Origin of the sequence: Allobosea sp. RAF48, from assembly GCF_052114025.1 — a bacterium.
In the GTDB taxonomy this organism is placed as follows: domain Bacteria; phylum Pseudomonadota; class Alphaproteobacteria; order Rhizobiales; family Beijerinckiaceae; genus Allobosea.
The window spans coordinates 19,400-45,196 of record NZ_JBFRDZ010000027.1 but is presented as its reverse complement, the minus strand read 5'-3'; the positions used below and the strand labels follow the sequence as shown (position 1 = coordinate 45,196).

Sequence of the window (25,797 nt, the reverse complement as noted above, 5' to 3'; positions counted from 1 at the left end):
GATCGCGACGGACTTGCCCGAGCCGGTGGTGCCGGCGACGAGGAGATGCGGCATCCGGGCGAGGTCGGCGATGACCGGCTCGCCGCCGATGGTCTTGCCGAGGCAGAGCGCGAGCTTGTGCTTGGTCGCCTCGAAATCCTGGCTGGCGAGCAATTCGCGCAGGAAGACGGTCTCGCGCTTGCTGTTGGGCAGTTCGATGCCGATGGCGTTCTTGCCCTGCACCACCGCCACGCGGGCCGAGACCGCGCTCATCGAGCGCGCGATGTCGTCGGCAAGCGAAATCACCCGCGAGCTCTTGATACCGGGGGCGGGTTCGAGTTCGTACAGCGTCACGACCGGGCCGGGGCAAGCCTGGACGATCTCGCCCCTGATATTGAAGTCTTCGAGCACGCCTTCGAGCAGCCCGGCATTCTGCTGCAGCATCTCGACCGGCATGGTCTCGGCCTGCGCCTGCGGCGGCTCGGCGAGGAACTCGATCGGCGGCAACTGGAAGCCCGCATCGTGCACGACAGGGAGTTCGACGAGGCGAAGCTTGGCCCTGAAGGGGGTGACCTGCGCGGATTCGGCCGCGACCGGCTCGCGACGAACAGGTTCAGGCTGAGCGGGCTCGGGCTGAACAGGCTTGGACAGAACGGGCTTGGGCTCGACCGGAGGCCGCGTGCGGCGCGCCAGCGGCACGCCGGGCTTTGCCGCAGGCACGGGTTCGTCCGGGATCGGAGTTTCGTCTTCGACCGCCGGCACATCCGCGGCCGGCATCTGCCAGGACGGTGCCGCGATCTGGAAACTCACCTGATAGCTCTGCCCCCAGCCAAAGCCGGACCAGGCAGGCGCAACGACCGGTGCTGCGATCGCAAGCGGCGTGGGTGCGCGCATCGCGACTCGCGGCTCTTCGTCGGACACCACGACCGGGGCATGGACCGTCGCTTCCGCCATCATCGATGGAGCGATCGGATCGAAGGTGAAATCGGCGTCGTCGCGCTCGGCCTCGGGCACGCATTCCCAGAAGGCGTGATCCGAGATGAAATCGAGCGGCGTCGCAACATCCTGCTCCGGGAAGGCAGCAATCTCCTCGTGAGCCGCGAAATCCGCCTCGACGGGCTGCATCTCATCGACAAAGGCGTTCTCGTCCGCGTCGAAAGTCAACTCGACGTCTGCCGGCTCGTCCATGGCGGGTTCAGGCGCCGGCTCGCCGCCGGGCGCACCCCAGACCTGCCGGATCAGGTGATCCGGCGTGCGCCAGAAGCGAACGCGGCTTTCTCCCGGCGCAGGGGCGGTCGGAGACAGGCTGATGTCGAAGCGCTGTCCCAGCACCGGCGAGGCGGAGAGTTCCCGCTCGGCCTGCGCCAGCTTGCGATGGGCGTCGGTGGAGCGCGAGGGCCGGACATAGGCCGGCCAGAGACTGGATGATGCCGGCTCGGTCCGAATCGGCTCCAAGACAGGCATTTGCGGGGTCGCGGACGCCACGCCCTCCTGCGGATGAGCGAGGCGATTATCCTCGGAAGCGACGGCGTTCGCGCGGCGGAAACGATCCAGTTTTTGCATGGGCTTAGGCGAACACTACGCTTCGTTAACCTGAGACCCAGTCCTAGCCCGGCACGGTTAAGAGACCGTTCCGGCAGTCTCCTTTTCGATGCCCGAAGGTGGCGCGCTCAAGCCCGCGTGCCAATCAGCGCGCTTCCTTTTCCGGCGTGCTTCTTTCCGCGTCGTCGTCCTGCAGGACGCGCCAGGCCGCCCCCTCGAGATCGGTGAACTGGCCTGATCGCATGCACCAGAAGAAGGCGCCAAGGCCGGCCAGCCCGAGCCCCAGCGCGAGCGGAAACAGGATCACGATAATGTTCACGCTTCTGCCTCCGGCGCGGCCCTGCGGCTGCGTGCGCGCATGGCGTTGAGCGTCACGACCAGCGACGAGCCCGACATCGCGGCGGCGGCCACCAGCGGTGTCGCCAATCCTGCAATCGCGATCGGCACCGCCACAGCGTTGTAGAGCACGGCGAACCACAGGTTCTGCAGCATCAGCCCGCGCGCCTTGCGGGCGATCTCGAGCGCAGCCGATACCGGCGCGAGGCTGTCGCCGAGGAAGACGACATCGGCTGCCGCCTGCGCGAGATGAGTCGCGCTGACCGGCGAGATCGAAACATGGGCCCCTGCGAGCGCCGGTGCATCGTTGAGGCCGTCGCCCACCATCAGCACCTTGCGGCCATTCGCCGCCATGCTGTCGAGCAGGTTGAGCTTGTCGCCCGGCAGCAGGCCGGCCTGAACATGCGCGATGCCGAGCTCGGCCGCAATCGGCGCGACTGCCTCCGGCCGGTCACCGGAGAGGATCGCGATCTCCAGCCCCGCCGCGCGCAAGGCGGCGATCGTCTCGCGCGCTTCCGGGCGCAGGCTCTGCCCGAGCGCCAGCACGGTGCGATAGGAGCCGTGGCGATAGGCGATGAGCGAGGCGCCGGGGTGAAGCGCCTTCACTGACTCGGCATCTGCTTGCGCGCCGCAGAATTCGATGCTGCCGAGGCGCTGCTCGTCGTTCCCCTCGCCCGCCGACAGCCCCTGTCCGCGCTCCTCGCGGACGTCTGTTCTCGCAGAGGTGCCACCCAGCGCTCGCGCCAAGGCCTGTGCCAGCGGGTGATTGCTCGCCGCCGCGAGCGCGCCGATCTCGGCGCGATGCTCCGGCGGCAGCGCCTCGGGATTGAGGATGTCCGGCTCGGGCAGCGTCAGCGTCCCGGTCTTGTCGAAGACCGCGATGTCGGCCTCGGCGAGGCGCTCCAGCGCATCGCCCTCCTTCAGCATGATCTTGCGCTTGAACAGGGCAGAGGCTGCCACGACCTGCACTGCCGGAATCGCGAGGCCAAGCGCGCAGGGGCAGGTGATGATCAGCACGGTAACGGCGATCATCAGTGCCTCCGGCCAGGAAAGCCCCCAGGCGAGCCAGCCGAGAAAGGTCGTGGCCGCCAGAGTGTGAACCACCGGCGCATAGAGCCGCGCAGCCCGGTCCGAGAGGCGGACATAGCGCGAGCGGCTGCCGACAGCCTGGCTCATCAGCCGATCGATCTCGTCAAGCAGGGTGCCCTGGCCCGCCGCCTCGACGCGTACCGTCAGCGCGCCGGTGAGGTTGAGCGTGCCGGCGTGAACGCGCTCTCCATGCCCGATCGCAATAGGTGCGGTCTCCCCGGTGACGAGGCTCTGGTCGAGCTCGGAGCGGCCGGTCTCGACGATGCCGTCGACCGAGACCCGTTCGCCCGGCCGCACGAGGACGCGGTCGCCCGGCACGATCGCGGCTATCGGCGTGATCGTCCAGCTGCCGTCGTCGGCAAGACGCGTCGCCGTCTCGGCCTTGAGAGCCGCGAGGTTGCCGGCGAGGTCGCGGGTGCGCCGCCGCATCAGCTGGTCGAGATAGCGGCCGATCAGGAGGAAGAAGAGCAGCATCACCACGCCGTCGAAATAGGCGTGGCGGCCATGGGTCCAGGTTTCGGCGACCGACATCGCGAGCGCCAGCACGACGCCGATGGTGATCGGCACGTCCATGTTGACGGCTCCGGCCTTCAGAGCCCTGAGCGCGCTCTCGAAGAACGGGCGGCCGGCATAGGCCGCCGTCGGCAGGGCAATGAGCGCGGAGAGCCAGTGGAAGAAATCCCGCGTCGTCGGGTCGATGTCGCCGCTGTTGCCGGACCAGACCGCGACCGAGAGCAGCATGATGTTCATCGAGGCGAAGCCGGCGACGCCCAGCCGACGCAGCAGGCTGCGCTCCTCGGTGGCGGCGCCATCCTCCTGCCGCTCCGGCACGAAGGGATAGGCCTTGAAGCCGAGCGCCGCGAGTTTGTCGACGACGGCCTCCGGCCGCAGCAGAGCTTCGCGCCATTCGACCGAGACGCGCTTCAGCGCGAGATTGACGCGGGCACCGAGAATGGCGGGCTCGCGGCCGAGGCCGCTTTCGATGGCCTGCATGCAGCCGGCGCAGCGGATGCCGTCGACCGCGAGCTCCATGCTGGCGACGCCGCCATCGCGATGGCGCACGAAGACGGAGAGATCCTGCGCCGCCATCTCACTTCTCCGGCAGGGTGATGCGGCTGCGCGAGACGAAGACGACCTCCTCGCCGCGACGCGCCTTCAGCTCGAGGATCCAGGCACCGGCCTCGATACGGTCGAAGCGCGCCTCGTAGCGCCCCGGCTGGCGCTCGCTCAGCGCGACGCTGTGATCACGCGCGGAGGTGGCGGGGTGGCGCAGCCGCGCCGTCGCCGTGAAGCCGGAGAGCGGCTGGCCGAGCCGGTCCGCCAGCGTCACGTCGAGCGCTGCTCCCTCGCCCTGCCTTGCGAGCGTGGCCGCGGCGTTCCAGCCACGCGCATCGCGCTCGTGCTGGCGCGCGATCTCCTCGTTGAAGTGCTGGCTGTCCTCATAGGCGCTGCGGGTCTCGACCCCCGGCATGGTGCGCAGCGCGACCGTCATGATCGTCGCATTGACCGAGATGATGACGCCGAAGAACAGCACCAGCATCGCGGCAACCATGCGCCCGGTGAGCTGGAAAGGACGGCGCAGGCGCGGCGCGGCTTGGGTGTCGCACGACATCAGGAAAACTCCGCAGCAGCTCATGGTTTGCCTCCGGGCGCCATGAAGTGGTCGGTTGCGCGCACGGTTTCCCCGGCGAAGAGATCCGAGGCCGTGATGGTGATGGGCTGAGACGCCTCGAGCGGCACGCCGGCCGGCACGGTGACGAGGACACGCACTTCGCGCGAGGAATCCGGGTCGACCGTCACGACCGGCCGCAGATCGGCGGTGGGCGCGACCCCGACCGCGTCGATGCGGACGCCCGGCAGCCCGTCCACGGTCAGCGCGAAGGGGCGATCCTCCGGGCGCTTGTTGAGCAGGCGGACCGTATAGGCGTTGCGAATCGAGCCGTCGCTGAGCGTAACGAAGAGTGGCGCGCGCTCGTGCAGCACCGAGATATCGGCGGTGCGGCGTGTCGCGAGCTGCCAGATCATGGCTCCGCCGACGACGAGGATCAGCGCCGCATAGATCAGAGTGCGCGTCCGCAGCGGGTTGTAGACCGCAGGCTTTCCGGCAATGCGCCGCTTGACGTTGATCTCTGTGTCATAGGCGATCAGCCGCTTGGGACGGTCGATCTTGGCCATGACGGTGTCGCAGGCGTCGATGCACAGGCCGCACTGGATGCAGTCGAGCTGGGCGCCCTCGCGGATGTCGATGCCGACCGGGCAGACGGCGACGCATTGGTGGCAGTCGATGCAGTCGCCGGCCGGCGCGCCCTGCGCCTTGAGCTTCTGCGCCTGCTTGACCGAGACGCGCGGCTCGCCGCGATCATAGCGATAGGTGACGTTGAGCGCCTCGTCGTCGGTCAGGGCCGCCTGGATGCGCGGCCAGGGGCACATGAACTTGCAGACCTGCTCGCGCATGATGCCGGCGAGCGAATAGGTGGTGAAGGTCAGGATCGCGATCCAGACATAGGCCGAGATCGGCGCAGTGAAGGTCGCAAGCTCGCGCACCAGCGTCGGCGCATCGGCGAAATAGAGGACCCAGGCGCCGCCGGTCCACCAGGCAATGACGAGCCAGACGGCGTGCTTGGCGCTCTTGCGCCAGAGCTTGTCGAAACTCCAGGGCGCCTCGTCGCGGCGCATGCGCTCGCGCCGGTCGCCCTCGAAGAAGCGCTCGACGGCGAGGAATAGGTCGGTCCAGACCGTCTGCGGGCAGAGATAGCCGCACCAGACCCGGCCCGCGACGGCGTTCATCAGGAAGAGGACGAACGCCGCCAGGATCAGCAGGCCGGTGAAGTAGTAGACCTCCTGCGGCCAGATCTCGATGAAGAAGAAGTAGAAGCGATTGTTGGCGATGTCGGCCAGCACTGCCTGGTTCGGCAAATGCGGGCCACGGTCCCAGCGCAGGAACGGCAGCAGATAGTAGATGCCGAGGCACAGGAACAGGATGAGCCACTTCGCGCGCCGGAACGGACCGGAGACGCTCTGCGGATAGACCTTCCGCGACGCCGCAAACAGCGGGATGTCGTCGGTATCGGCCTCGGCCGTGCTCACGCTACTGCCCTCCCCCCAGCGAATGGACGTAGACGGTCAGCGCCTTGAGCGTCGTCTCGTCGAGGCGGCCGCCCCAGGCCGGCATCACGCCGCCCCGGCTGTTGGTGATGGTCTCGGTCAGCGAGGCCATGTCCATGCCGTAAAGGCTGATCGCGTCGGTCAGGTTGGGCGCACCCAGCTCCTGGTTTCCCTTGCCGGCGGGGCCGTGACAGGCGGCGCAGTTGTCGGCGAAGAGCTTGCGCCCCAGCGCCAGGTCGGCCTTCGGCTCGGTCGACAGGCCGGCGAGCTCGCGGACATGGTTGGCGACGGCGTTGATCTCGTCGCGCTTGAGCATGCCGTCGCGGCCGAAAGCCGGCATCTGGCTCACCCGCGTCTCGTCATTGCCGGCGACGCGGACGCCGTGGCGCAGCGTCTGCATGATCGTGTCGAGCGAACCGCCCCAGAGCCAGTCGTCATCGTTCAGGTTGGGATAGCCCTTGGCGCCGGCACCGCCGACGCCGTGGCAGGCGGCGCAATTGTCGCCGAAGGCGGCCTTGCCCTGTGCCATCGCGATCTGGAACAGCGCCGGATCGGCCTTGATCTGGGCTGGCGTCGCGTCGGTCATGCCGGCGGCCAGCGCGGCGCGCTGGGCCTTGAGCTCGTTCATCTGCACGGTGATGTCCGAGCGGGTGGCATAGCCGATCACGCCCTTCGTCGCGTCGGTCAGCAACGGCCAGGCCGGATAGACGATCCAGTAGCCGAACGACCAGATGATGGTGGCGTAGAAGATGCCGAGCCACCAGCGCGGCAGCGGCGTGTTGAGTTCGCGGATGCCGTCCCATTCGTGGCCGGTCGTAGCCTGGCCGGTTGCGGCATCGATATGGGGGGCGTGGACCTTGGGGACGTCGTGGTGCTGGTCCATCATTCAGTCCTCGCGCAGCGGATTGAGCGCGGCTTCCTCGAAGCGGGCGCGGTTCTTCGGCCAGAAGGCGTAGAGGCAGACGCCGAGGAAGACGGCGACGAAGTAGAGGAGGCCGGCGGACTGGGCGAAGCCGGCGAGCCAGTGATAGGTCGTTTGCATCGTCGTCTCGCTCAGCGGATGTTGGCCTTGTCGTCGTAGAGCTTGAAGTCGACCAGCGTGCCGAGCGCCTGCAGATAGGCGATCAGGGCGTCGGCTTCGGTGATGCGCTGCGGGTTGCCGTCGAAATCGCGCGACTGGACCCGGGGATAGCGCTTCTCCAGATCGGACTGGCCGGGATGGTCCGGCGTCGCCTGCGCCTTCAGGTCGCTCTGCGCCTGCGCGATCATCTCGTCGGTATAGGGCACGCCGCCGGCGCGATTGGCGCGCAGTTCGTCGGCGATGTCGCCATAGGACAGCTCGGTCTTCGCCAGGAAGGGATAGCCCGGCATGATCGACTGCGGCACGACCGCGCGCGGCTCGGCGAGATGCGCCCGCTGCCATTCGTCGGAATACTTGCCGCCGACGCGGGCGAGGTCGGGCCCGGTGCGCTTGGAGCCCCATTGGAAGGGCTTGTCGTACATGCTCTCGGCCGCCAGCGAGTAATGCCCGTAGCGCTCGACCTCGTCGCGCAGCGGCCGGATCATCTGGCTATGGCAGTTGTAGCAGCCCTCGCGGACGTAGATCGAGCGGCCGGCCAGCTCGAGCGGGGTGTAGGGGCGCATGCCCTGCACGGTCTCGATCGTGTTCTTCAGGTAGAAGAGCGGCGCGATCTCGACGAGTCCGCCGACGGAGATCACCAGCAGCACGCCGATGACCAGGATGATCGAGTTGGTCTCGAAGATCTTGTGCTTGGCCCAGAGCGACCGGCGCGCGGGCTTGTGTTCGATGCTCGTCATTGCGGAAACTCCTCAGACGGCCATGGCCAGCGGCGCCGGCGCGTCGTCCACGCGCGGCATCTCGGCCGCGCTCTCGGAGCGCACGGTCATCCAGAGGTTGAAGGCCATGATCAGCGCGCCGATCAGGAACAGGGCACCGCCCATCGCGCGGATCACATAGAAGGGATGCATCGCCGCGACGGTCTCGATGAAGGAGTATTCGAGGAAGCCGAGCGAGGTGTAGGCGCGCCACATCAGGCCCTGGAGGATGCCCGAGACCCACATCGCCGAGATGTAGAAGACGATGCCGAGCGTCGAGATCCAGAAGTGCCAGCTCACCAGCTTGAGCGAGTAGAGCCCCTTGCGGTTCCACAGCCAGGGCACGAGGCAGTAGATCGCGCCAAAGGAGATGTAGGCGACCCAGCCGAGCGCGCCGGAATGGACGTGGCCGATGGTCCAGTCGGTGTAGTGCGACAGGCCGTTGACCGCCTTGATCGACATCAGCGGGCCTTCGAAGGTCGACATGCCGTAGAAGGCGAGCGAGACCACCATCATGCGCAGGACGGGGTCGGTGCGCAGCCGGTCCCAGGCGCCCGACAGGGTCATGATGCCATTGATCATGCCGCCCCAGGAGGGCATCCACAGCATGATCGAGAAGGTCATGCCCAGCGTCTGCGCCCAGTCCGGCAGCGCGGTATAGTGGAGGTGGTGCGGGCCGGCCCAGATGTAGATGAAGATCAGGGCCCAGAAGTGGATGATCGAGAGCCGGTAGCTGTAGATCGGCCGCTCCGCACGCTTCGGCACGAAGTAATACACGATCGCGAGGAAGCCGGCGGTGAGGAAGAAGCCGACGGCGTTATGGCCGTACCACCATTGGAACATCGCATCCTGCACGCCCGACCAGAGGCCGTAGGATTTCGGCGACAGGACCGAGACCGGCACGGCAACGTTGTTGCCGATATGCAGGACGGCGATGGTCAGGATGAAGCCGAGATAGAACCAGTTCGCCACATAGATATGCGGCTCCTTGCGCTTCATCACCGTGCCGAGGAAGACCAGCAGGTAGGCGACCCAGACGATGGTCAGCCAGAGGTCGGCATACCATTCCGGCTCGGCGTATTCCTTGCCCTGGGTGATGCCCAGCAGGTAGCCGGTGCCGGCGATGACGATGAAGAGGTTGTAGCCGAGGACGACGAACCACGGCGAAAGCGTGCCCGCCAGGCGTGCGCGGCAGGTGCGCTGCACGACGTAGAAGGACGTGCCGATCAGCACGTTGCCGCCGAAGGCGAAGATCACGGCCGAGGTGTGCAGCGGCCGCATGCGGCCGAAATTGATCCAGGGCAGATCGAAGTTGAGATCCGGGAAGGCCAGTTGCGAGGCGATCAGCAGCCCGACCGTGAAACCGGCGATGCCCCAGACCATCGCAGCGACTGTCGCGAACTTGACGGGCCCCATATTGTAGTTCGGCTTGCCGTCGATCTCTTGCGGCTCAGTCGCGGGCGTGCCGTCGAAGCAGCGGTTCGCGATCAGGATGACGCTGGCGGCAGCCGCCACGACGCCCAGCATGGCGTGGAAGGCATAGCCCGAATTTTCGGCCAGTGCCGAGATCACGATCAGCGGCAGCACGCAGGCCGCCGCGATCAGCATGCCGATCATTTCGCCGACAGTCGCCTGCCTGACTTGGCTCGCCGTTGCCGTCACATTCGACTCCCGCTTCGTCGCCGGCGCATGAGCGCGCCATGAAGGGGAGCCTTACCGAGCGGCCGGAGGCCGGGCGTTGATTCAGGTCAAGGGGAGCCGGCGGCGGGTTGCGGCGAGAGGGCGCAGGCCTCAGGCCGCGACCATGCTCATGCGCTCGGGATTCATCACGCGCACGCCGCCCGGCACGATCAGGATCGTCTTGTCCTTGGCGAGGCGGGTGAAGGTGCGGCTGACGGTCTCGATGGTCAGGCCGAGGAAGTCCGCGATGTCCTGCCGCGTCATCGGCAGCGGCACCGTGACCGATGGCTTGCCGAGCCGTGCCCAGCGCTGCTGCATCCCGAGCAGGAAGCAGATCAGCTTCTCCTCGGCCGTACGCCGGCCGAGCAGCATCATCTGCTCATGCGCCAGCGTCAGCTCATGCGTGGCGAACTCGTGGAGGCGCTTCAGGAGATGCGGCTTGGCGTCGACCAGCGCCGTATAGGCGCCGCGCGAGAACGCGCAGGCCGCGACATCGCCGATCGCATCGGCCGAGAAGCCATAGGCGTCGCGCATGGCGAGCCCGAGGAAATCCCCCGGCAGGGCGAAGCCGACGACCTGGCGACGCCCGTCCGACAACAGCTTGTAGAGGCGCACCACGCCAGCCGTGACATTGTAGACGGAGTGGGCCTCGCGCCCCTGCGTGAACAGCGTCTCGCCGGATGCGAAATGCGTGGTGTGCGCCAGGGATTCGAGCAGCGCCAGCTCGTCGTCCGAGAGCGAGGCGCAAACGCTCACCAGGCGAACCATGCAGGTGCGGCAATTGCCTTCGCCGCGGTTGGCAGCGCTACAGACCGAAGGGTGACAGTTCACGATCGCATCTTCCCGCTTTTCACGGCGACCATAGCCGAGGCCAACAGGGTCACAAAGCACGCTTGCCACCGTAGCCGGCGGAATTGATCCAGATCAATGCGACAACATCGCCCCCGCAACCACCGTGCGCTCCAGAAATTCGGGAGAGCCGCACGTGACCGGCGATGACATCTTCGAGGTCGCGCGCATCGCGCCGGCCGGAGCCGACGCCGTTTACGGCCTCGTCGCCATGCTGCATCCGGAGGTAACGCCCGATGACTGGGCCGCCTTCGTGCGCGACCATTCGCAGGACGGCGCCCGCCCGCGCGGCGTCTTTGCCCTGCGCGATGCCCGCGGCATGCCGCATGCCCTGTTCACCTTCCGCGTCGCGCAGACCATCGCTGGAGGAACCACGCTCGAAATCTTCGAGCTGGCGATGCTGCGCCTGCCGGGAACGCATCTGGTCGATGCGATGCTGCGCTTTGCCAATCAGCTCGCGGTCGAGCTCGGCCTGCCCCGAATCTCGATCTCCCTGGAGCGCTCCGCAGCCTGGCCGCAGGACCACGACGCGCTGCAGCGTTCGGGCTTCCAGGTCGATCGCGTGATGGTTCTGGGGCGGGCTCGAATGGAGCCCACACCCTGGAATTGACCTGTCTCAATCAGGAATGACGCCGGCTACAGTGGCGCCGGACGGCCTCTCAGACCGCTTCGAGCGCGATGGCGATGCCCTGGCCGACGCCGATGCACATGGTGGCGAGTGCGCGGCGCTTGCCGGTCAGCGACAATTCAAGTGCGGCCGTGCCGGCGATACGCGCACCGGACATGCCGAGCGGATGGCCGAGCGCGATCGCGCCGCCATTCGGATTCACATGCGCGCCGTCCTCGGCAATGCCGAGGTCGCGCAGCACGGCGATGCCCTGGCTGGCGAAGGCCTCGTTGAGCTCGACGATGTCGAAATCCGTCGGCTTCAGGCCAAGCCGCGCGCAGAGCCTGCGGGTCGCCGGGATCGGCCCCAGCCCCATCACGCGCGGCGCGACGCCGCCCGCAGCGCCACCGACGACGCGCGCCAGCGGGGTCAGGCCATATTTCGCCGCGGCCTTCTCCGAGGCGATGATCAGCGCCGCCGCGCCGTCATTGACGCCCGAGGCATTGCCGGCGGTGACGGTGCCGCCCTCCTTGCGGAAAGGCGTAGGCAGCTTGGCCAGCTTCTCCAGCGTGGTGTCGCCGCGCGGATGCTCGTCGCTCTCCACGACGACGGGGTCGCCCTTCCGCTGCGGAATCACGACCGGCACGATCTCCTTGCCGAACCGGCCGTTCTGCTGGGCGGCGACGGCCTTCTGCTGCGAGCGCAGGGCGAAGGCGTCCTGATCGGCACGGCTGATATTGCAGTCGGCCGCGACGTTCTCACCGGTCTCCGGCATGGAGTCGACGCCGTATTGCTTCTTCATCAGCGGGTTGATGAAGCGCCAGCCGATGGTGGTGTCGTGGATCTCGGCGTGGCGCGAGAAGGCGCTGTCGGCCTTCGGCAGCACGAAGGGCGCGCGCGACATGCTCTCGACGCCGCCGGCGATCATCAGCTCGGCCTCGCCCGCCTTGATCGCGCGGGCCGCCGTGATGACGGCGTCCATGCCGGAGCCGCAGAGCCGGTTGATCGTCGTGCCCGGCACTTCCTTGGGAAGGCCGGCGAGCAGGAGCGACATGCGCGCGACGTTGCGGTTGTCCTCGCCAGCCTGGTTGGCGCAGCCAAAGATCACATCGTCGATCGCGCCGAAATCGACGCCGGCATGGCGCTCGACCAGGGCCTTCAGCGGCACCGCTCCAAGGTCGTCCGCCCGCACCGAGGAGAGGGAGCCGCCGAAGCGGCCGATCGGCGTGCGGACATAGCCGCAGATGAAAGCTTCGGTCATCGTCGGGAACTTCCCCTGTGTCGCGGCCCTTCAGGCCCGGCCGTCATCGGGTGTTCTCGCCGCCCCTCCGCGCTTTGTAAAGACGAAGCGGCGCGCACGGGCGCACGCCACGTCCATCCGCCCTATTTGCCCCAGCGCAGTGCCAGCGGATCGAGCTCGCGCGCGAGTTCGATCAGGCCCTCTCGGGTCTTCGGATGCAGCGGGGTCAGCGGATGGCGTACGGCCTCCGACCTGATCACGCCGCCTTCCTTCATCACCGCCTTGGCCGAGCGCAGGCCGCACTGGCGGTTCTCGTAGTTGATGATCGGCAGCACCTTGGCATAGAGCGCCGCCGCCTGCTTGCGATCGCCCGCGGCATGGGCGGCGAGGATCGGCTTGATCAGGTCCGGGATCATCGCCGAGGTCATGGTGCCGGTCGCACCGGCGTCGAGATCGGCCATCAGCGTGATCGCCTCCTCGCCGTCGAAGGGACCGACGACGGCCTCGCCACCGGCCTCGATCAGCGCGCGCAGCTTGTTCGCCGTGCCGGGCACCTCGATCTTGAAGTAGCGGACGAGCGGCACCTCCTTGGCCAGGCGCACCATAAAGGGCACGGTCATGGTGACGCCGGAGAGCGGCGCGTCCTGCAGGATGACGGGCAAGCCGCAGGCGTCAGTGACCGCCTTGAAGTGCTCGATCATGCCCTGCTCGTCGGCCCTGAGCAGCGCGCCATGATAGGGCGGCATCATCATCAGCATCTTGGCGCCGGCATCGGCCGCCGCCTTGGCGCGGGCGGCGGCGATGCGCGTCGAGAAATGCGAGGTGGTGACGATGACCGGCACGCGGCCGGCGACCTCCTCGATCGAGAGCCGCATCACCTGATCGCGCTCCTCGTCGGTGAGCAGGAACTGCTCCGAGAAATTCGCGAGGATACAGATGCCGTCGACTCCCTGATCGACCATCAGGTCCATGACGCGCTTGTTGCCCTCGATGTCGAGGTCGCCATTGTCGTGGAAGATGGTCGGCGCGATCGGCAGGATGCCCTTGTAGGGTTCGGTCATGGCGTCATCTCGTATGGCGGACAGGGCGGAATTCGCGCGGGCGATACGGTTGTCAAGCAGTGCTGGCGGCTTTGGTGCCGCGCAGCCGGCGGGCAACGCCGCCGACGACCGGCATGACCAGCAGCGCCAGACCGATCGTCATCAGCGTCGAGACCAGCGGGTTCGACCAGAAGATCGAGAGCGAACCCTGGCTGAAGATCATCGACTGGCGGAAGGCGTCCTCGGCCTTGTCGCCGATGACCATGGCGAGCACCAGCGGCGCGATCGGATAATCGAGCTTCTTGAAGACGTAGCCGACGAGCCCGAAGATCAGCGCGAGCCAGATGTCGAACTCCTTGCTCGCGGCGGTGTAGGCGCCGATGAAGCAGATCACGACGATGATCGGCCCGATGATCGAGAAGGGAATGCGCAGGATCGAGGCGAAGAGCGGCACCGTCGCCAGCACGATCACCACCGCGACGACATTGCCGAGATACATCGAGGCGATCAGGCCCCAGACGAAATCCGGCCGGTCGGTGAAGAGCGTCGGGCCGGGGTTGAGGCCCCAGATCATCAGACCGCCCATCATCACCGCCGCTGTCGCCGAGCCGGGAATGCCGAGCGCCAGCATCGGCAGCATGGCGGCGGAGCCGGCGGCGTGGTCGGCCGTCTCGGGTGCGATCACGCCCTCGGGCTCGCCCTTGCCGAACTTCGCCGGGTTGCGCGAGGAGCGCTTGGCCATGGCGTAGCTCATGAAGGAGGCCGCGGTCGGCCCGCCCGGCGTGATGCCCATCCAGATGCCGATCAGCGAGGAGCGCAGCAAAGCGAGCCAGTAGCGCGGCAGCTTCGCGGCGGTGCGCAGCACGTCGCTGATGCGGACCTTGGCGGCGACACCTTCGAAGCGCAGCCCCTCCTCCATCGTCAGCAGCAATTCGCCGATGCCGAACAGGCCGATGACCGCGATCAGGAAGCTGACGCCCGCGAGCAGCACGTCGAACTCGAAGGTGAGCCGGACATTTCCCGACACCGAGTCCATGCCGATCGTCGCCAGCGCGAAGCCCATCGCCATCGACACGACCGTCTTGAAGGGCGAGGAACCACCGAGCCCGATGAAACTCGCGAAGGTCATGAAATAGACGGCGAAATACTCGGGCGAGGAGAAGCGCAGCGCGAATTTCGCGACCCAGCCGGAGAGCAGCGTGATCAGGATGACGCCGGCCATGGCGCCGAAGCCGGCGGAGAGGAAGGCGAAGGACAACGCCTCGGTCGCCTTGCCCTGCTTGGCCATGGGATGGCCGTCGAATGTGGTGGCGACCGAAGACGGTTCGCCGGGGATGTTGAACAGGATCGAGGTGGTCGAACCGCCGAAGAGCGCCCCCCAGTAGAGCGAGGTCAGCAGGATGATCGCCGAGACCGGGTCCATCGAGAAAGTCAGCGGCAACAGCAGCGAGACGCCGTTGGGGGCGCCGAGCCCCGGCAGCACCCCGACGAGCACGCCGAGGAGCACGCCTGCCATCATCAGCAGGATATGATGCGTGGTGAGCGCGACCGAGAAGCCGTGCATCAGGTTGGCGACGTTGTCCATGCGCGTTTCCCTGCCGCCTCAGAGGCCGATGAGCGGCTCGATCGGGCCCTTGAGCAGGCCGATCTGGAAGAATTTTTCGAGAGCGAAGTAGAAGAACGCCGCCGTCGCGAAGGCGGTGACGAGCGTCGGCAGCCAGCCGTAACCACCCTGGAAGCGCATCGCGAAGACAAGATAGAGGATCGTCGCGACATACATGCCGAGCGTCGCGCTCAGCACCACGAAGCCGATGAGCGGCAGCAGGAAGGACAGCACCCGTTTGCCGCGCTCGGCATCGAGGAAGGACTCGGCGAGTGCGGCCTTGCCGGCCACACGCTGGCCGACCGTCATCGCCAGCGTGCCGAGGCTCGCCAGCGCGATCAGCACCCCGGCATAGAACGGGAAGGCACCGGGCTGCGGCCCGGCGGAATCCCAGCCGATGCCGAATTCCAGCGAGCCCTTCACGATGACGAGCCCGAAGACCAGCGTCAGGATCGCCGTCCCGATTTCAGCCCAGAAGCGGGTGATCATGCGGTGGTTTCCTCCTTGCGGGGGGCGGCGGGAACGCGCGTTTCAAAGGAGAAGCGGGTCATCCCGGACGGAGCGAAGCGGAGATCCGGGATCCATGCCTGAGCCTACCCGATAGAGGTTCTGGCATGGATCCCGGGTCAAGCCCGGGATGACTGCGGGGTTCCGAGGCAAATCGGCACGCGCCGACTACACCTTACTTCGCGACCCAGCCTTCGTTCTCGAAGACCTTCTTGTTCGCAGCCTCGTCCTTGGCGACGAAGTCGGCGAGCTCCTTGCCCTTCATGAACCGGGCGGTCTGGGCGGTGCGCTGCACGAACTCCTGCCACTCCGGCGTCTTGGAGACCTTCTCCATCAGGTCGGCGTAGTAGGCAACGGCATCGGCGGGGACGTCGGCCGGCAGCCAGACGGTGCGCGGCATCTGGAAGGTCTCGAGCGGCAGACCCGCCTCCTTGCAGGTTGGGATGTCGCCCCAGCCCTTGCCCTCGAAGACCGGATCGCTCTTGGCGAGGCGAACCGGCGAGAACACGCAGAGCGGCTTCACCTGGCCGGCCTTCCACTGGCCGATATTCTCGTTGGGGTTGTTGACGTTGGAGTCGATATGGCCGCCGGCGAGCTGCACGGCCGCGGCGCTGCCGCCCTGGAACGGCACGTAGATCCACTTCACGCCGGTGGCGTCCTGGATCATCGAGGTCAGCGTCTGGTCGGTGTCCTTGGACTGGCTGCCGCCCATCTTGAAGCCCATGGGCTTGGCCTTGACCGCCTCGATATAGCTCTTGGCGTCGGCATAGGGCGCGTCACCCTTCACCCAGATCAGGAACTCGTCGAGCGCGAGCGAGGCGACCGGCGTGAGGTCCGTGAACTTGTAGCCGAGCTTGGCGACATAGGGCAGCAGATAGGCGTTGTTGGTGCCGAAGATGACGCGGTTCGGATCGCCCTTGGCGCCCTTGCCATAGACATAGCCCTCGGCGCCCGAGCCGCCGCCCTTGTTCACCACCACGATCGGCTGCTCGGTGAACTTATGCTTGGTGATGATCGACTGGATGATGCGAGCGAAATTGTCGGTGCCGCCGCCGGCGCCCGAGGTCACGACGAACTCGATCGGCTTGGTCGGCTCCCAGGCCTGCGCCGCACCGACGCCGCCGAGCGCGAGCGCGCCGGCGAACGCAGCCGAGATGGCAATGGTCTTCATGATGGTTTTTCTCCCTAGGAATTGGATTTTTGCGACGCCGCTCTTATTGGCGGCTTCACTGAAAGCAGCTGAAACTCAGGCCGCAGCGCGCGCCCTCGCCTTTCCGTCCTGAGCCATCTTGATGGCGAGCGAGAGCGCGGCGCGCGTCGCGCCGAGATTGGCGATTCCCTTGCCGGCGATCTCATAGGCCGTGCCATGGGCGGGCGTGCAGATCGGGAAGGGGAAGCCGCCGATCAGGGTGACGCCGCGGTCGAAGCCGATCAGCTTCATCGCGATCTGCCCCTGGTCGTGATACATCGTCAGCACGGCGTCGAAATCGCCGTTCTTGGCACGCAGGAAGACGGTGTCGGAGGGGAACGGTCCCTCGACGGTGAAGCCGTTGGCCTTGGCCGCCGCGACTGCCGGCTCGATCGTCTCGATCTCGTCACGGCCGAAATTGCCGCCATCGCCGGCATGCGGATTGATGCCGGCAACCGCGATGCGCGGCGGGTTGAAGCCGGCCGCCCGCAGATTGGCGTCCGCCAGCGTCAGCGCCCGCAGAATGCGTTCCTGGGTGATGTTCTTGGCCACCTCGGAGAGCGGGATATGCGAGGTGACGCGGGCGTTCCAGAGCTTGTCGAGGATGTTGAACTCGCTCGCCGCACCCTCGAAGCCGATGGCATCGCGCACGAAGCGGATCTCGTCGTCATAGCCGGGATAGGCGAAGCGCATCGCCGCCTTGTTGAAGGGCGTGAAGAACACCGCATCGGCCTTGCCGGCAGCGGCGAACTGCAGCGCGCGGCGGAAATTCTCGGTCGCAGCCTTGCCGCCTGCGAGCGTCGCCTTGCCGCGCTGGAGATCGGCCGGGTCGTGGTTGCCGAGATCGACGAAGACGGGCTTGTCGCCGAGCGGCAACGCATCGCCGTCCTTCACGACCTGAACCTGCGGATCGACGTCGCCATCCTCGATGCCGAGATCGAGAAGCCGCTTGTCGCCGAACACGACATAACGCGCCGCCGCCCTGAGATCAGCCTCTGAAAGAATCCGCGCCGTCAGCTCCGGACTGATGCCCGAAGGATCGCCCATCGCAACGGCAATCACCGGCAGGGCCTCATTCATCCGCTCGTTCATGGCCGCACTCCGCTGCCCAGCATTCTTGCCCCTCCTCGCTAACACAGGCCTCTCATCGCCTCAAGTATGCTGTATGCAGCATAACGAGATTGCTGTAGTCATCGCCAAAAGCGCGGCCACGCCGTCATCGGCCGTGCCGGGAGGAGAGCGATGAATTTCCACGCGCATTACGCCGGGATCACCGAACCGGTCGAAACCTGCCTCGTCGGCAGCGGCAGCTTCGGCCGCAGCTATCTGGCGCAGTCGCGCCGCACGCGGCTGATCAGTGCGCGCATTGCCGTGGACATGACGGCCGACGCCGCCGGGCGCGCCTTCGCCGCGGCCGGCTTCGCGCCTTCCGAAATCGCGCTGTGCGAGACCACAGCCGAAGCGCGTGCGGCTTGGGACAGCGGCAAATGCGTCGCAGCAGCGAGCCTCGGCATCGTCCTCGGCCTCCCCTTCCAGCTGCTCGTCGAAGCGACGGGCAGCCCGGAAGGCGCGACCCGCCACAGCCTCGCAGCGATCGATGCCGGCCGCCATGTCGCTCTTGTCTCGAAGGAGGCCGACAGCGTCGTCGGGCCGGGGCTGGCGCGCCTCGCCCGCGAGAAGGGTGTCGTGGTGACGCCGGTCGACGGCGACCAGCCGAGCCTGCTGATCGCGCTGGCGAGCTGGGCCGAGGTGCTCGGCCTCGACATCATCGCGGCCGGCAAGTCGAGCGAGTACGACTTCGTGCTCGACGCGGCCACCGGCAACGTCACCTGCAATGGGGTGACCCGCTCGCTGCCGGCGCTCCGCGAACACTGGCTGCCCGGCTCGCGCTCCATCGTCGCCAATGCGGCGGAGCGTGCGCGCATTCTGGGCGAGGCCTTCCCGCTGCGAGCCGTGCCCGATCTCTGCGAGATGATGCTGGTCGCCAACGCGCTCGGCTTCTCGGCCGACGCAGCCGGCTTCCATGCACCGCCGGCGCGTATCCCGGAGCTCGCCGATCTCTTTGCGCAGCGCAGCGAAGGCGGCCTGATGTCGGGCACGCGCCGCATCGACGTGTTCCATCACCTCCGCCTGGCGGAAGAGGCGAGCTTCGCCGGCGGCGTCTTCATCGTCGTGCGCTGCGACAATGCCGAGACCTGGGAGATGCTCGCCGGCAAGGGCCATGTCGTCAGCCGCAGCGGCCGGACTGCGGCGCTCTACCTGCCGCGCCACCTGCTGGGCGTGGAAGTCGCCACCTCCATCCTCGACGCCGCCGGCCTCGGCCGCTCCGGCTATGGCGAGGATTATCGGCCGCGGCAGGATCTCGTCGCGGTGGCGCAGCGTGACCTCCCGGCCGACACGGTTCTGAAGATGGGCGGCCACCATCACAGCATCGACGGCATCGGCGCCGAGGTTCGCCCTGCCGCTCCGCTCGCGGCCGACCGCCCTGCCCCGTTCTATCTCGTCGCCGACCGGCCGCTCGTCCGCGCTGTCAAAGCCGGCGAGGCGATCCGCCTCGGCGATGTCGAGATCGCCGGCGATTCCGGCCTGCTGGCGATGCGCCAGCGCCAGGACAAGCTCTTCGCCGCCGTTTGACAGCGACGAAGCCGCATGCCGTAACGGAGCGGCCGAGAACAATGGAGCAGCGATGAGCGAGACGGCGGCCGACTTCCCCCGGATCACGCGGCGGACCCTCCATGACGAGGTCCTGGAGCGCGTGCGCGACATGATCATCGAGGGCCAGCTCGCTCCCGGTCAGCGCATCAACGAGGGGCTGATCGGCACGCAGCTCGGCGTCTCGCGGACGCCGCTGCGCGAGGCGATCAAGACGCTCGCCAGCGAGGGGCTGGTCGAGATCCTGCCGGCCAAGGGCGCCGTGGTCCGCAAGTTCTCGGCGCGCGACCTCGCCGACATCCTCGAGGTCATCAAGAGCCTGGAGCAACTCGGCGGCCGGATCGCCTGCGCCCAGGCCAGCGACGCCACGATCGCAGCGATCCACAAGATGCATCAGGACATGCTGGCGCTCTATGCGACGCGCGATCGCCTCGACTATTTCAAGCTCAACCAGGCCATTCACAGCGCCATCGTCGCCGCCTCCGGCAACCCGGTGCTGCTCGAGATGCACACCACCCTGCAGTCGCGCATCAAGCGGCTGCGCTTCGTCGGCAATGAAGGCCCGGAGAAATGGGCCGGCGCGGTGGCCGAGCATGAAGAGATGATGGCGGCGCTGCTCAAGCGCGACGCCGATGCCCTGTCGGAGGCGATCGGCCGTCATATGGATGTCACCCTGCTGCGCGTGCGCGAGGTGCTCTAGCCGGAAGGCTGGCCGGCCCCTGCGGCGCCTCTTTCCAGGCCACGCGGACGCACAGCGCAATCGTTTACCCTCCCCTCCACAGGTCGCAAAACGCCTGCGGAAACGACTATTCGCGCCCCTCGACTTTCAATAAGCTGTTGACAAGGCGGCTCGGGGAATTCCGCCCATGAAGCTTCCGATGCAACGGGATCATCATCCGCCTGAGGCGGCGGAGAGAGGCGTTCGAGGAGACATCCATGAAGAAAATTCTGTTGGCGACGCTGTCGGCCTCGGCGCTGATGGCGGCGCAGCCGCTGATGGCGAAGACGCTGGTCTATTGCTCCGAGGGCAGCCCTGAGAACTTCGCGCCGAGCGTCAACACGACCGGCACCTCCTTCGACGCGAACACCCAGATCTACGACACCATCGTCCAGTTCGAGCGCGGTGGCACCAAGGTCCAGCCGGCGCTCGCCGAGAAATGGGACATCTCGCCGGACGGCCTGACCTACACCTTCCATCTGCGCAAGGGCGTGAAGTGGCATTCGAACAAGACGTTCAAGCCGACGCGCGACTTCAACGCCGACGACGTCATGTTCATGATCGAGCGGCAGTGGAAGGAAGATCACCCGTTCTTCAAGGTGACGAGCTCGAACCACTCCTACTTCAACGACATGGGCATGCCCAAGCTGCTGAAGTCGGTCGAGAAGGTCGATGACTATACGGTCAAGTTCACGCTGAACCAGCCCGAGGCGCCGTTCCTCTCCGACCTCGCCATGCAGTACGCCAGCGTGCAGTCGAAGGAATATGCCGACGCGATGCTGAAGGCCGGCACGCCTGAAAAGCTCGATCAGGACCCGATCGGCACCGGCCCGTTCTTCCTGGTGCAGTACCAGAAGGACGCGATCATCCGCTACAAGGCCTTCCCGGAGTATTGGGCCGGCAAGGCGAAGATCGATGACCTCATCTTCGCGATCACGCCGGATGCCTCGGTGCGCTGGGCCAAGCTCCAGAAGGGCGAATGCCATGTCATGCCCTATCCGAACCCGGCCGATCTCGACGCGATCAAGAAGGACGCCAACGTCCAGATCCTCGAGCAACCCGGCCTGAACATCGGCTATCTCGCCTACAACACCACCAAGAAGCCCTTCGACGACGTCAGGGTTCGCCGGGCCGTCAACAAGGCGATCAACAAGAAGGCGATCATCGACGCGGTCTATCTTTCCAGCGGCATCGCGGCGATCAACCCGATCCCGCCGTCGATGTGGTCGTACAACGAGACCATCAAGGACGACCCCTATGATCCGGAGGCCGCCAAGAAGGAGCTGGCCGATGCCGGCTATCCGAACGGGCTCGAGATCGACCTCTGGGCGATGCCGGTGCAGCGTCCGTACAACCCGAACGCCAAGCGCATCGCCGAGCTGATGCAGGCGGACCTCGCCAAGGTCGGCGTCAAGGCCGAGATCAAGAGCTTCGAATGGGGCGAGTACCGCAAGCGCATGCAGAACGGCGAGCACCAGACGGGCATGCTCGGCTGGACCGGCGACAACGGCGATCCGGACAACTTCCTGCACACGCTGCTGGGCTGCGACTCGGCCAAGACCAACGGCTCGAACGTCGCCAAGTTCTGCTACCAGCCCTTCGAGGAGCTGGTGACGAAGGCGAAGACCGTCACCGACCAGGCCGAGCGCGAGAGGCTCTATCGGCAGGCGCAGGTGGTGTTCAAGGAGCAGTCGCCCTGGTTCACCATCGCGCATGCGGTGCAGCTGAAACCCGTCCGCAAGGAAGTGAAGGACTTCAAGCTCTCGCCGTTCAGCCGCCATGTCTTCTACGGCGTCGACATCGCCAACTGAGCGAAGTGCCAGCCGCGCCCCGATCCGGCGCGGCTGATGCGTGCCAAACGACGCGGCCCCTGCGGGGCCGCGTTTCGGGAGGCGGAGACGATGGGGCATGACGCCCCGCGCCCGATCCGTCTCCTTGCCTATCCGAGAGAAACGCCATGTCCGCTCGTGCCCGCTCCTTCGCTCTGACGCTGGGGCTGAGTGTCCTTTTGCTGCCCGCCGTCGCCAGCGCCCAGGCGCTCGTCGTCTGCTCCGAAGCCAGTCCCGATTTCCTGAACCCGCAATTCAGCAGCCAGAACACCGCCTACGACGTGGCGGCGCAGATCTATGAGCGCTTGACGGCGACGGAACGCGGGGGATCGCAGATCATCCCGAGCCTCGCCGACTCCTGGACGATCTCCGACGACGCGCTGACCTACACCTTCAAGCTGCGCAAGGGCGTGAAGTGGCACGCCAACAAGGCCTTCACGCCGAGCCGCGAGTTCAATGCCGACGACGTCGTCTTCTCGTTCGAACGGATGTTCGATGCGAGCAACCCCTACAACAAGGTCGGCAGCGGCAATTACCAGTTCTTCAGCGAGATCGTGAAGCCGAGCCTGAAGTCGATCGAGAAGGTCGACGACTACACGGTCAAATTGACGCTGACCAAGCCGAACTCGCCGATGCTGTCGGCACTCTCGGTCGAGCCGATGTCCATCCTCTCGGCCGAATATGCGGCCGCGATGCTGAAGGCCGGCACGCCGGAGCAGGTCGATTTCGCGCCGATCGGCACCGGCCCGTTCTCGCTACTGTCCTACCAGAAGGATGCGATCATCCGTTTCAAGGCGGTGCCGGATCACTGGACCAAGGCCGTCGGCAATCGCGACCGCATGGCGCTGGTCAACGACCTGATCTTCGTGATCACCCCGGATGCCGCCGTCCGCTTCGCCAAGGTGCGCTCGGGCGAATGCCAGATCGCGCGCTACCCCAATCCCGGTGACCTGCCGGCGATGAAGACCGAGCCGACCGTCAACCTGCTGCAGGGCAGCATCGCCGATCAGAGCTTCCTTGCCTTCAACCAGCAGAAGAAGCCCTTCGGCGACAAGCGGGTGCGCGAGGCGCTGGCCTACGCCACCAACATCCCCGCCATCATCGACGCGGTCTATCAGGGCACCGGCAACCCCACTGCGGCGGCGGTGCCGCCCTCGCTCTGGTCGCATGACGCCGAGCTCAAGCCGCGCCCCTATGATCCCGACAAGGCCAAGGCGCTGCTGGCAGAGGCGGGATATCCGAACGGCTTCGAGACGACGCTGTGGGCCATTCCGGTGGTGCGCGCCTACATGCCGAACGGCCGGCGCGCGGCCGAACTGATCCAGGCCGACTGGGCCAGGATCGGCGTCAAGGCGACGATCCAGACCTTCGAATGGGGCGAGTATCTCAAGCGCGGCCGGGCCGGCGAGCACGAAGTCGGCATGTTCGGCTACACCTGGGACTACCCTGATCCGAGCCAGATCCTGCTCTCGGGCTGGACCTGCGAGGGTGTGAAGACCGGCGCCAACCGGGCCCGCTGGTGCAACCAGGAAGCCTCGGACGCGCTCGCCAAGGCCAACACCATCACCGACCAGGGCGAACGCACCAAGCTCTACAAGCGCTTCCAGGAGCTCTTCCACGAGGATGTCGCGGGCCTGCTCTTCGCCAATGCGCAGGCTTTCACGCCGGTCCGCAAGGAAGTGAAGGACTACAAGATCCACTTCTTCGGAGGACAGCCGTTCTACGGCGTGTCGATCGCCAAGTAGGATCTGAACACCCAACGATCAGCGGCGCCAGCAGAGCATTCATTGCCTTGCCGGCGCCGAAACAATTCGCATTGTTGCGCCAGAATTCTCGGTTTTTCCCAAGTATTTCACCAGCCGAACATCCGAGAACCGCGGCCTCTGACGGCGATCCACGGTTTTTGTCATCGCGTTCTTGATCTTTCGTGGATTGTGGTGTTTCCGCTGCGCCGGAATTCAAATTCGACTAAAATGACAAGACAGGCCGCCGCGCAGATGACATGCCCGGGCCGACAAGAATGGCAGAACCATGCTGCGCTTCATCTTCACACGGCTGAGCCTGGTCATCCCGACCTTCATCGGCATCACGCTGCTGGCCTTCTTCCTGGTGCGGCTCGTGCCGGGCGACCCGATCGAGACGATGGCCGGCGAGCGCGGCATCGACGCCGCCCGCCATGCGCAGCTCCTCACCGAATACGGCCTCGACCGGCCGCTGCTCGTCCAGTACGGCAAGTATATCGAGCGCGTCGTGCAGGGCGACCTCGGCAAGTCGATCGTGACGCGCGAGAACGTGCTGACGGAATTCGGCCAGCTCTTCCCCGCCACCATCGAACTCGCACTCTGCGCCATCCTGATCGCGCTGATCGTCGGGCTGCCTGCCGGCATCATTGCGGCGGTCAAACGAAACTCGATCTTCGACCATGGCGTGATGGGCATTTCGCTCACCGGCTATTCGATGCCGATCTTCTGGTGGGGCCTGCTGCTGATCCTGCTGTTCTCGGTGCAGCTCGGCATCACGCCGGTGTCGGGACGCATCGCGGTGCAATACTTCATCGAGCCGGTCACCGGCTTCCTCACCATCGACAGCCTGCTGGCCGGCGACATCGACGCCTTCTGGTCGGCGCTGTCGCATCTGGTGCTGCCCGCGATCGTGCTCGGCACCGTGCCGCTCGCCGTCATCGCGCGCATGACGCGCTCGGCGATGCTCGAGGTGCTCGGCGAGGACTATATCCGCACGGCGCGGGCCAAGGGCATGGCGCCGATCCGCGTCGTCGCGCTGCATGCGCTACGCAACGCGCTGATCCCCGTCGTCACCGTCATCGGCCTGCAGGTCGGCACGCTGTTCACCGGTGCGATCCTGACCGAGACGATCTTCTCCTGGCCCGGCGTCGGCAAATGGCTGATCGAGGCGATCAGCCGGCGCGACTATCCCGTCCTGCAGGGCGGCACGCTGCTGCTCGGCATCGTCGTGATGAGCGTCAACCTCTTCGTCGACCTGCTCTACGGCCTGATCAACCCGCGCATCAGGCACGCCAAATGATCCGTCCTTCACATTCCAGCTCCCATCGGAGCCCTCGTCCATGAGCGCAGAAACCCTCGAAGCCCCAGCAGTCGCTGCACCGAGCGGCACGCCGCCCCATCCGGCACGCGAGTTCTGGACCTATTTCAGCGCCAATCGCGGCGCTGTCGCCGGCCTGGTCGTCATCGTGCTGGTGCTGGTCTGCGCGCTGTTCGCGCCGCTGATCGCGCCGCATGACCCGAACCTGACCAACAACGCGGTCTTCCTGAAGCCGCCGTTCTGGCAGGCGGGCGGTTCGCTCTCCTATCCGCTCGGCACCGACGCCATCGGCCGCGACATCCTCTCGCGCCTGCTTTTCGGTGCGCGCCTCTCGCTGGTGATCGGCATCGCCGTCGTCTCCATCGCCATCGTCGTCGGCATCGTCCTCGGGCTGATCGCCGGCTACTTCAAGGGCATCGCCGACATCGCGATCATGCGGCTGATGGACATCCTGATGACGATGCCGAGCCTGCTGCTCGCCATCGTCATCGTCGCGATCCTCGGCCCCGGCCTGATGAACGCGATGCTCGCCGTCGCCATCGTCGTGCTGCCGCATTACGTGCGCATCACCCGCGCCGCCGTGATCACCGAGGCCAGCAAGGATTACGTCATCGCCGCCCAGGTCAGCGGTGCGCAGACCATCCGACTGATGTTCTCCGAGATCCTGCCGAACTGCGCCGCTCCCCTCATCGTGCAGGCGACGCTCGGCGTCTCCACGGCGATCCTCGACGCCGCGGCGCTGGGCTTCCTCGGCCTCGGCGCCCAGCCCCCGACCCCGGAATGGGGCACGATGCTCGCCGATGCGCGCGAATTCGTGCTGCGCGCCTGGTGGGTCGTCACCTTCCCCGGCCTCGCCATCCTCATCACCGTGCTCGCCTTCAACCTTCTCGGTGACGGCCTGCGCGATGCGCTCGACCCCAAGCTGAAGCGCTGAAC

The 25,797-nt window shown here is 66.5% G+C and carries 23 protein-coding genes; 7 read left to right on the top strand and 16 right to left on the bottom strand.

Annotated features, from left to right (window positions below):
* From AB4Z10_RS28510 to AB4Z10_RS28465, 10 genes are all read right to left on the bottom strand, one after another.
* Window positions 1–1,443 (bottom strand): DNA translocase FtsK (locus AB4Z10_RS28510; RefSeq protein ID WP_441473772.1); only part of this gene is annotated, 1,443 nt, incomplete at its 3' end.
* Between the two features lie 223 nt (window positions 1,444–1,666).
* A complete protein-coding gene (gene ccoS / locus AB4Z10_RS28505; RefSeq protein WP_441473771.1) occupies window positions 1,667–1,840 on the bottom strand; it encodes a cbb3-type cytochrome oxidase assembly protein CcoS in 174 nt (57 codons plus the stop codon).
* A complete protein-coding gene (locus tag AB4Z10_RS28500) occupies window positions 1,837–4,035 on the bottom strand; it encodes a heavy metal translocating P-type ATPase (RefSeq protein WP_441473770.1) in 2,199 nt (732 codons plus the stop codon). Before AB4Z10_RS28500 ends, ccoS begins: the two co-directional genes overlap by 4 nt.
* A 1-nt stretch (window position 4,036) precedes the next feature.
* Window positions 4,037–4,558: a FixH family protein gene (locus AB4Z10_RS28495; protein ID WP_441473769.1), complete on the bottom strand. Its 522-nt coding sequence runs from the start codon at window positions 4,556–4,558 to the stop codon at window positions 4,037–4,039.
* Between the two features lie 20 nt (window positions 4,559–4,578).
* A complete protein-coding gene (ccoG, locus tag AB4Z10_RS28490) occupies window positions 4,579–6,033 on the bottom strand; it encodes a cytochrome c oxidase accessory protein CcoG (protein WP_441473768.1) in 1,455 nt (484 codons plus the stop codon).
* Between the two features lies 1 nt (window position 6,034).
* Window positions 6,035–6,937, bottom strand: coding sequence for a cytochrome-c oxidase, cbb3-type subunit III (ccoP, locus tag AB4Z10_RS28485; RefSeq protein WP_441473767.1), 903 nt, complete (start codon window positions 6,935–6,937; stop codon window positions 6,035–6,037).
* A complete protein-coding gene (locus AB4Z10_RS28480) occupies window positions 6,938–7,093 on the bottom strand; it encodes a cbb3-type cytochrome c oxidase subunit 3 (protein ID WP_441473766.1) in 156 nt (51 codons plus the stop codon). It abuts the gene before it with no gap.
* 11 nt (window positions 7,094–7,104) lie between these two features.
* Complete coding sequence (gene ccoO, locus AB4Z10_RS28475; protein WP_441473765.1) at window positions 7,105–7,869, bottom strand: cytochrome-c oxidase, cbb3-type subunit II; 765 nt, start codon at window positions 7,867–7,869, stop codon at window positions 7,105–7,107.
* A gap of 12 nt (window positions 7,870–7,881) precedes the next feature.
* Complete coding sequence (gene ccoN, locus AB4Z10_RS28470; protein ID WP_441473774.1) at window positions 7,882–9,495, bottom strand: cytochrome-c oxidase, cbb3-type subunit I; 1,614 nt, start codon at window positions 9,493–9,495, stop codon at window positions 7,882–7,884.
* A gap of 183 nt (window positions 9,496–9,678) precedes the next feature.
* Window positions 9,679–10,335 carry a helix-turn-helix domain-containing protein gene (locus AB4Z10_RS28465; protein ID WP_441473773.1) on the bottom strand — a complete coding sequence of 219 codons (657 nt, stop codon included), beginning with the start codon at window positions 10,333–10,335 and terminating at the stop codon, window positions 9,679–9,681.
* A 217-nt stretch (window positions 10,336–10,552) separates the two neighbouring features.
* Here AB4Z10_RS28465 and AB4Z10_RS28460 point away from each other — a divergent pair, with 217 nt between their 5' ends.
* A complete protein-coding gene (locus tag AB4Z10_RS28460) occupies window positions 10,553–11,026 on the top strand; it encodes a hypothetical protein (RefSeq protein ID WP_441473764.1) in 474 nt (157 codons plus the stop codon).
* A gap of 49 nt (window positions 11,027–11,075) precedes the next feature.
* Here the strand turns inward: AB4Z10_RS28460 and pcaF are convergent, their stop codons facing one another.
* From pcaF to AB4Z10_RS28430, 6 genes are all read right to left on the bottom strand, one after another.
* Window positions 11,076–12,284 (bottom strand): 3-oxoadipyl-CoA thiolase, encoded by a 1,209-nt coding sequence (gene pcaF, locus AB4Z10_RS28455; RefSeq protein WP_441473763.1) that lies wholly within the window; start codon window positions 12,282–12,284, stop codon window positions 11,076–11,078.
* A gap of 122 nt (window positions 12,285–12,406) precedes the next feature.
* Window positions 12,407–13,324, bottom strand: a complete 918-nt coding sequence (locus tag AB4Z10_RS28450) for a dihydrodipicolinate synthase family protein (RefSeq protein ID WP_441473762.1) — start codon at window positions 13,322–13,324, stop codon at window positions 12,407–12,409.
* A 52-nt stretch (window positions 13,325–13,376) separates the two neighbouring features.
* Window positions 13,377–14,888, bottom strand: a complete 1,512-nt coding sequence (locus tag AB4Z10_RS28445; protein ID WP_441473761.1) for a tripartite tricarboxylate transporter permease — start codon at window positions 14,886–14,888, stop codon at window positions 13,377–13,379.
* An 18-nt stretch (window positions 14,889–14,906) separates the two neighbouring features.
* Window positions 14,907–15,395: a tripartite tricarboxylate transporter TctB family protein gene (locus AB4Z10_RS28440; RefSeq protein ID WP_441473760.1), complete on the bottom strand. Its 489-nt coding sequence runs from the start codon at window positions 15,393–15,395 to the stop codon at window positions 14,907–14,909.
* Window positions 15,396–15,588: 193 nt separating this feature from the next.
* Entirely contained in the window at window positions 15,589–16,584 is a 996-nt protein-coding gene (locus AB4Z10_RS28435; RefSeq protein WP_441473759.1) for a Bug family tripartite tricarboxylate transporter substrate binding protein, read from the bottom strand.
* Between the two features lie 75 nt (window positions 16,585–16,659).
* Entirely contained in the window at window positions 16,660–17,694 is a 1,035-nt protein-coding gene (locus AB4Z10_RS28430; RefSeq protein ID WP_441473758.1) for a 4-hydroxythreonine-4-phosphate dehydrogenase PdxA, read from the bottom strand.
* Between the two features lie 150 nt (window positions 17,695–17,844).
* On the opposite strand from AB4Z10_RS28430, the gene AB4Z10_RS28425 reads away from it, so the two are divergent.
* From AB4Z10_RS28425 to AB4Z10_RS28400, 6 genes are all read left to right on the top strand, one after another.
* Window positions 17,845–19,236, top strand: coding sequence for a flagellar biosynthesis protein FlgA (locus AB4Z10_RS28425; RefSeq protein WP_441473757.1), 1,392 nt, complete (start codon window positions 17,845–17,847; stop codon window positions 19,234–19,236).
* 52 nt (window positions 19,237–19,288) lie between these two features.
* Window positions 19,289–19,954, top strand: a complete 666-nt coding sequence (locus AB4Z10_RS28420; protein ID WP_441473756.1) for a GntR family transcriptional regulator — start codon at window positions 19,289–19,291, stop codon at window positions 19,952–19,954.
* Window positions 19,955–20,190: 236 nt separating this feature from the next.
* A complete protein-coding gene (locus tag AB4Z10_RS28415; RefSeq protein WP_441473755.1) occupies window positions 20,191–21,783 on the top strand; it encodes an ABC transporter substrate-binding protein in 1,593 nt (530 codons plus the stop codon).
* Between the two features lie 146 nt (window positions 21,784–21,929).
* Window positions 21,930–23,546 carry an ABC transporter substrate-binding protein gene (locus AB4Z10_RS28410; RefSeq protein WP_441473754.1) on the top strand — a complete coding sequence of 539 codons (1,617 nt, stop codon included), beginning with the start codon at window positions 21,930–21,932 and terminating at the stop codon, window positions 23,544–23,546.
* 286 nt (window positions 23,547–23,832) lie between these two features.
* Window positions 23,833–24,843 (top strand): ABC transporter permease subunit, encoded by a 1,011-nt coding sequence (locus tag AB4Z10_RS28405; protein WP_441473753.1) that lies wholly within the window; start codon window positions 23,833–23,835, stop codon window positions 24,841–24,843.
* Between the two features lie 40 nt (window positions 24,844–24,883).
* Window positions 24,884–25,795: an ABC transporter permease subunit gene (locus AB4Z10_RS28400; RefSeq protein WP_441473752.1), complete on the top strand. Its 912-nt coding sequence runs from the start codon at window positions 24,884–24,886 to the stop codon at window positions 25,793–25,795.
* Window positions 25,796–25,797: the final 2 nt, after the last annotated feature.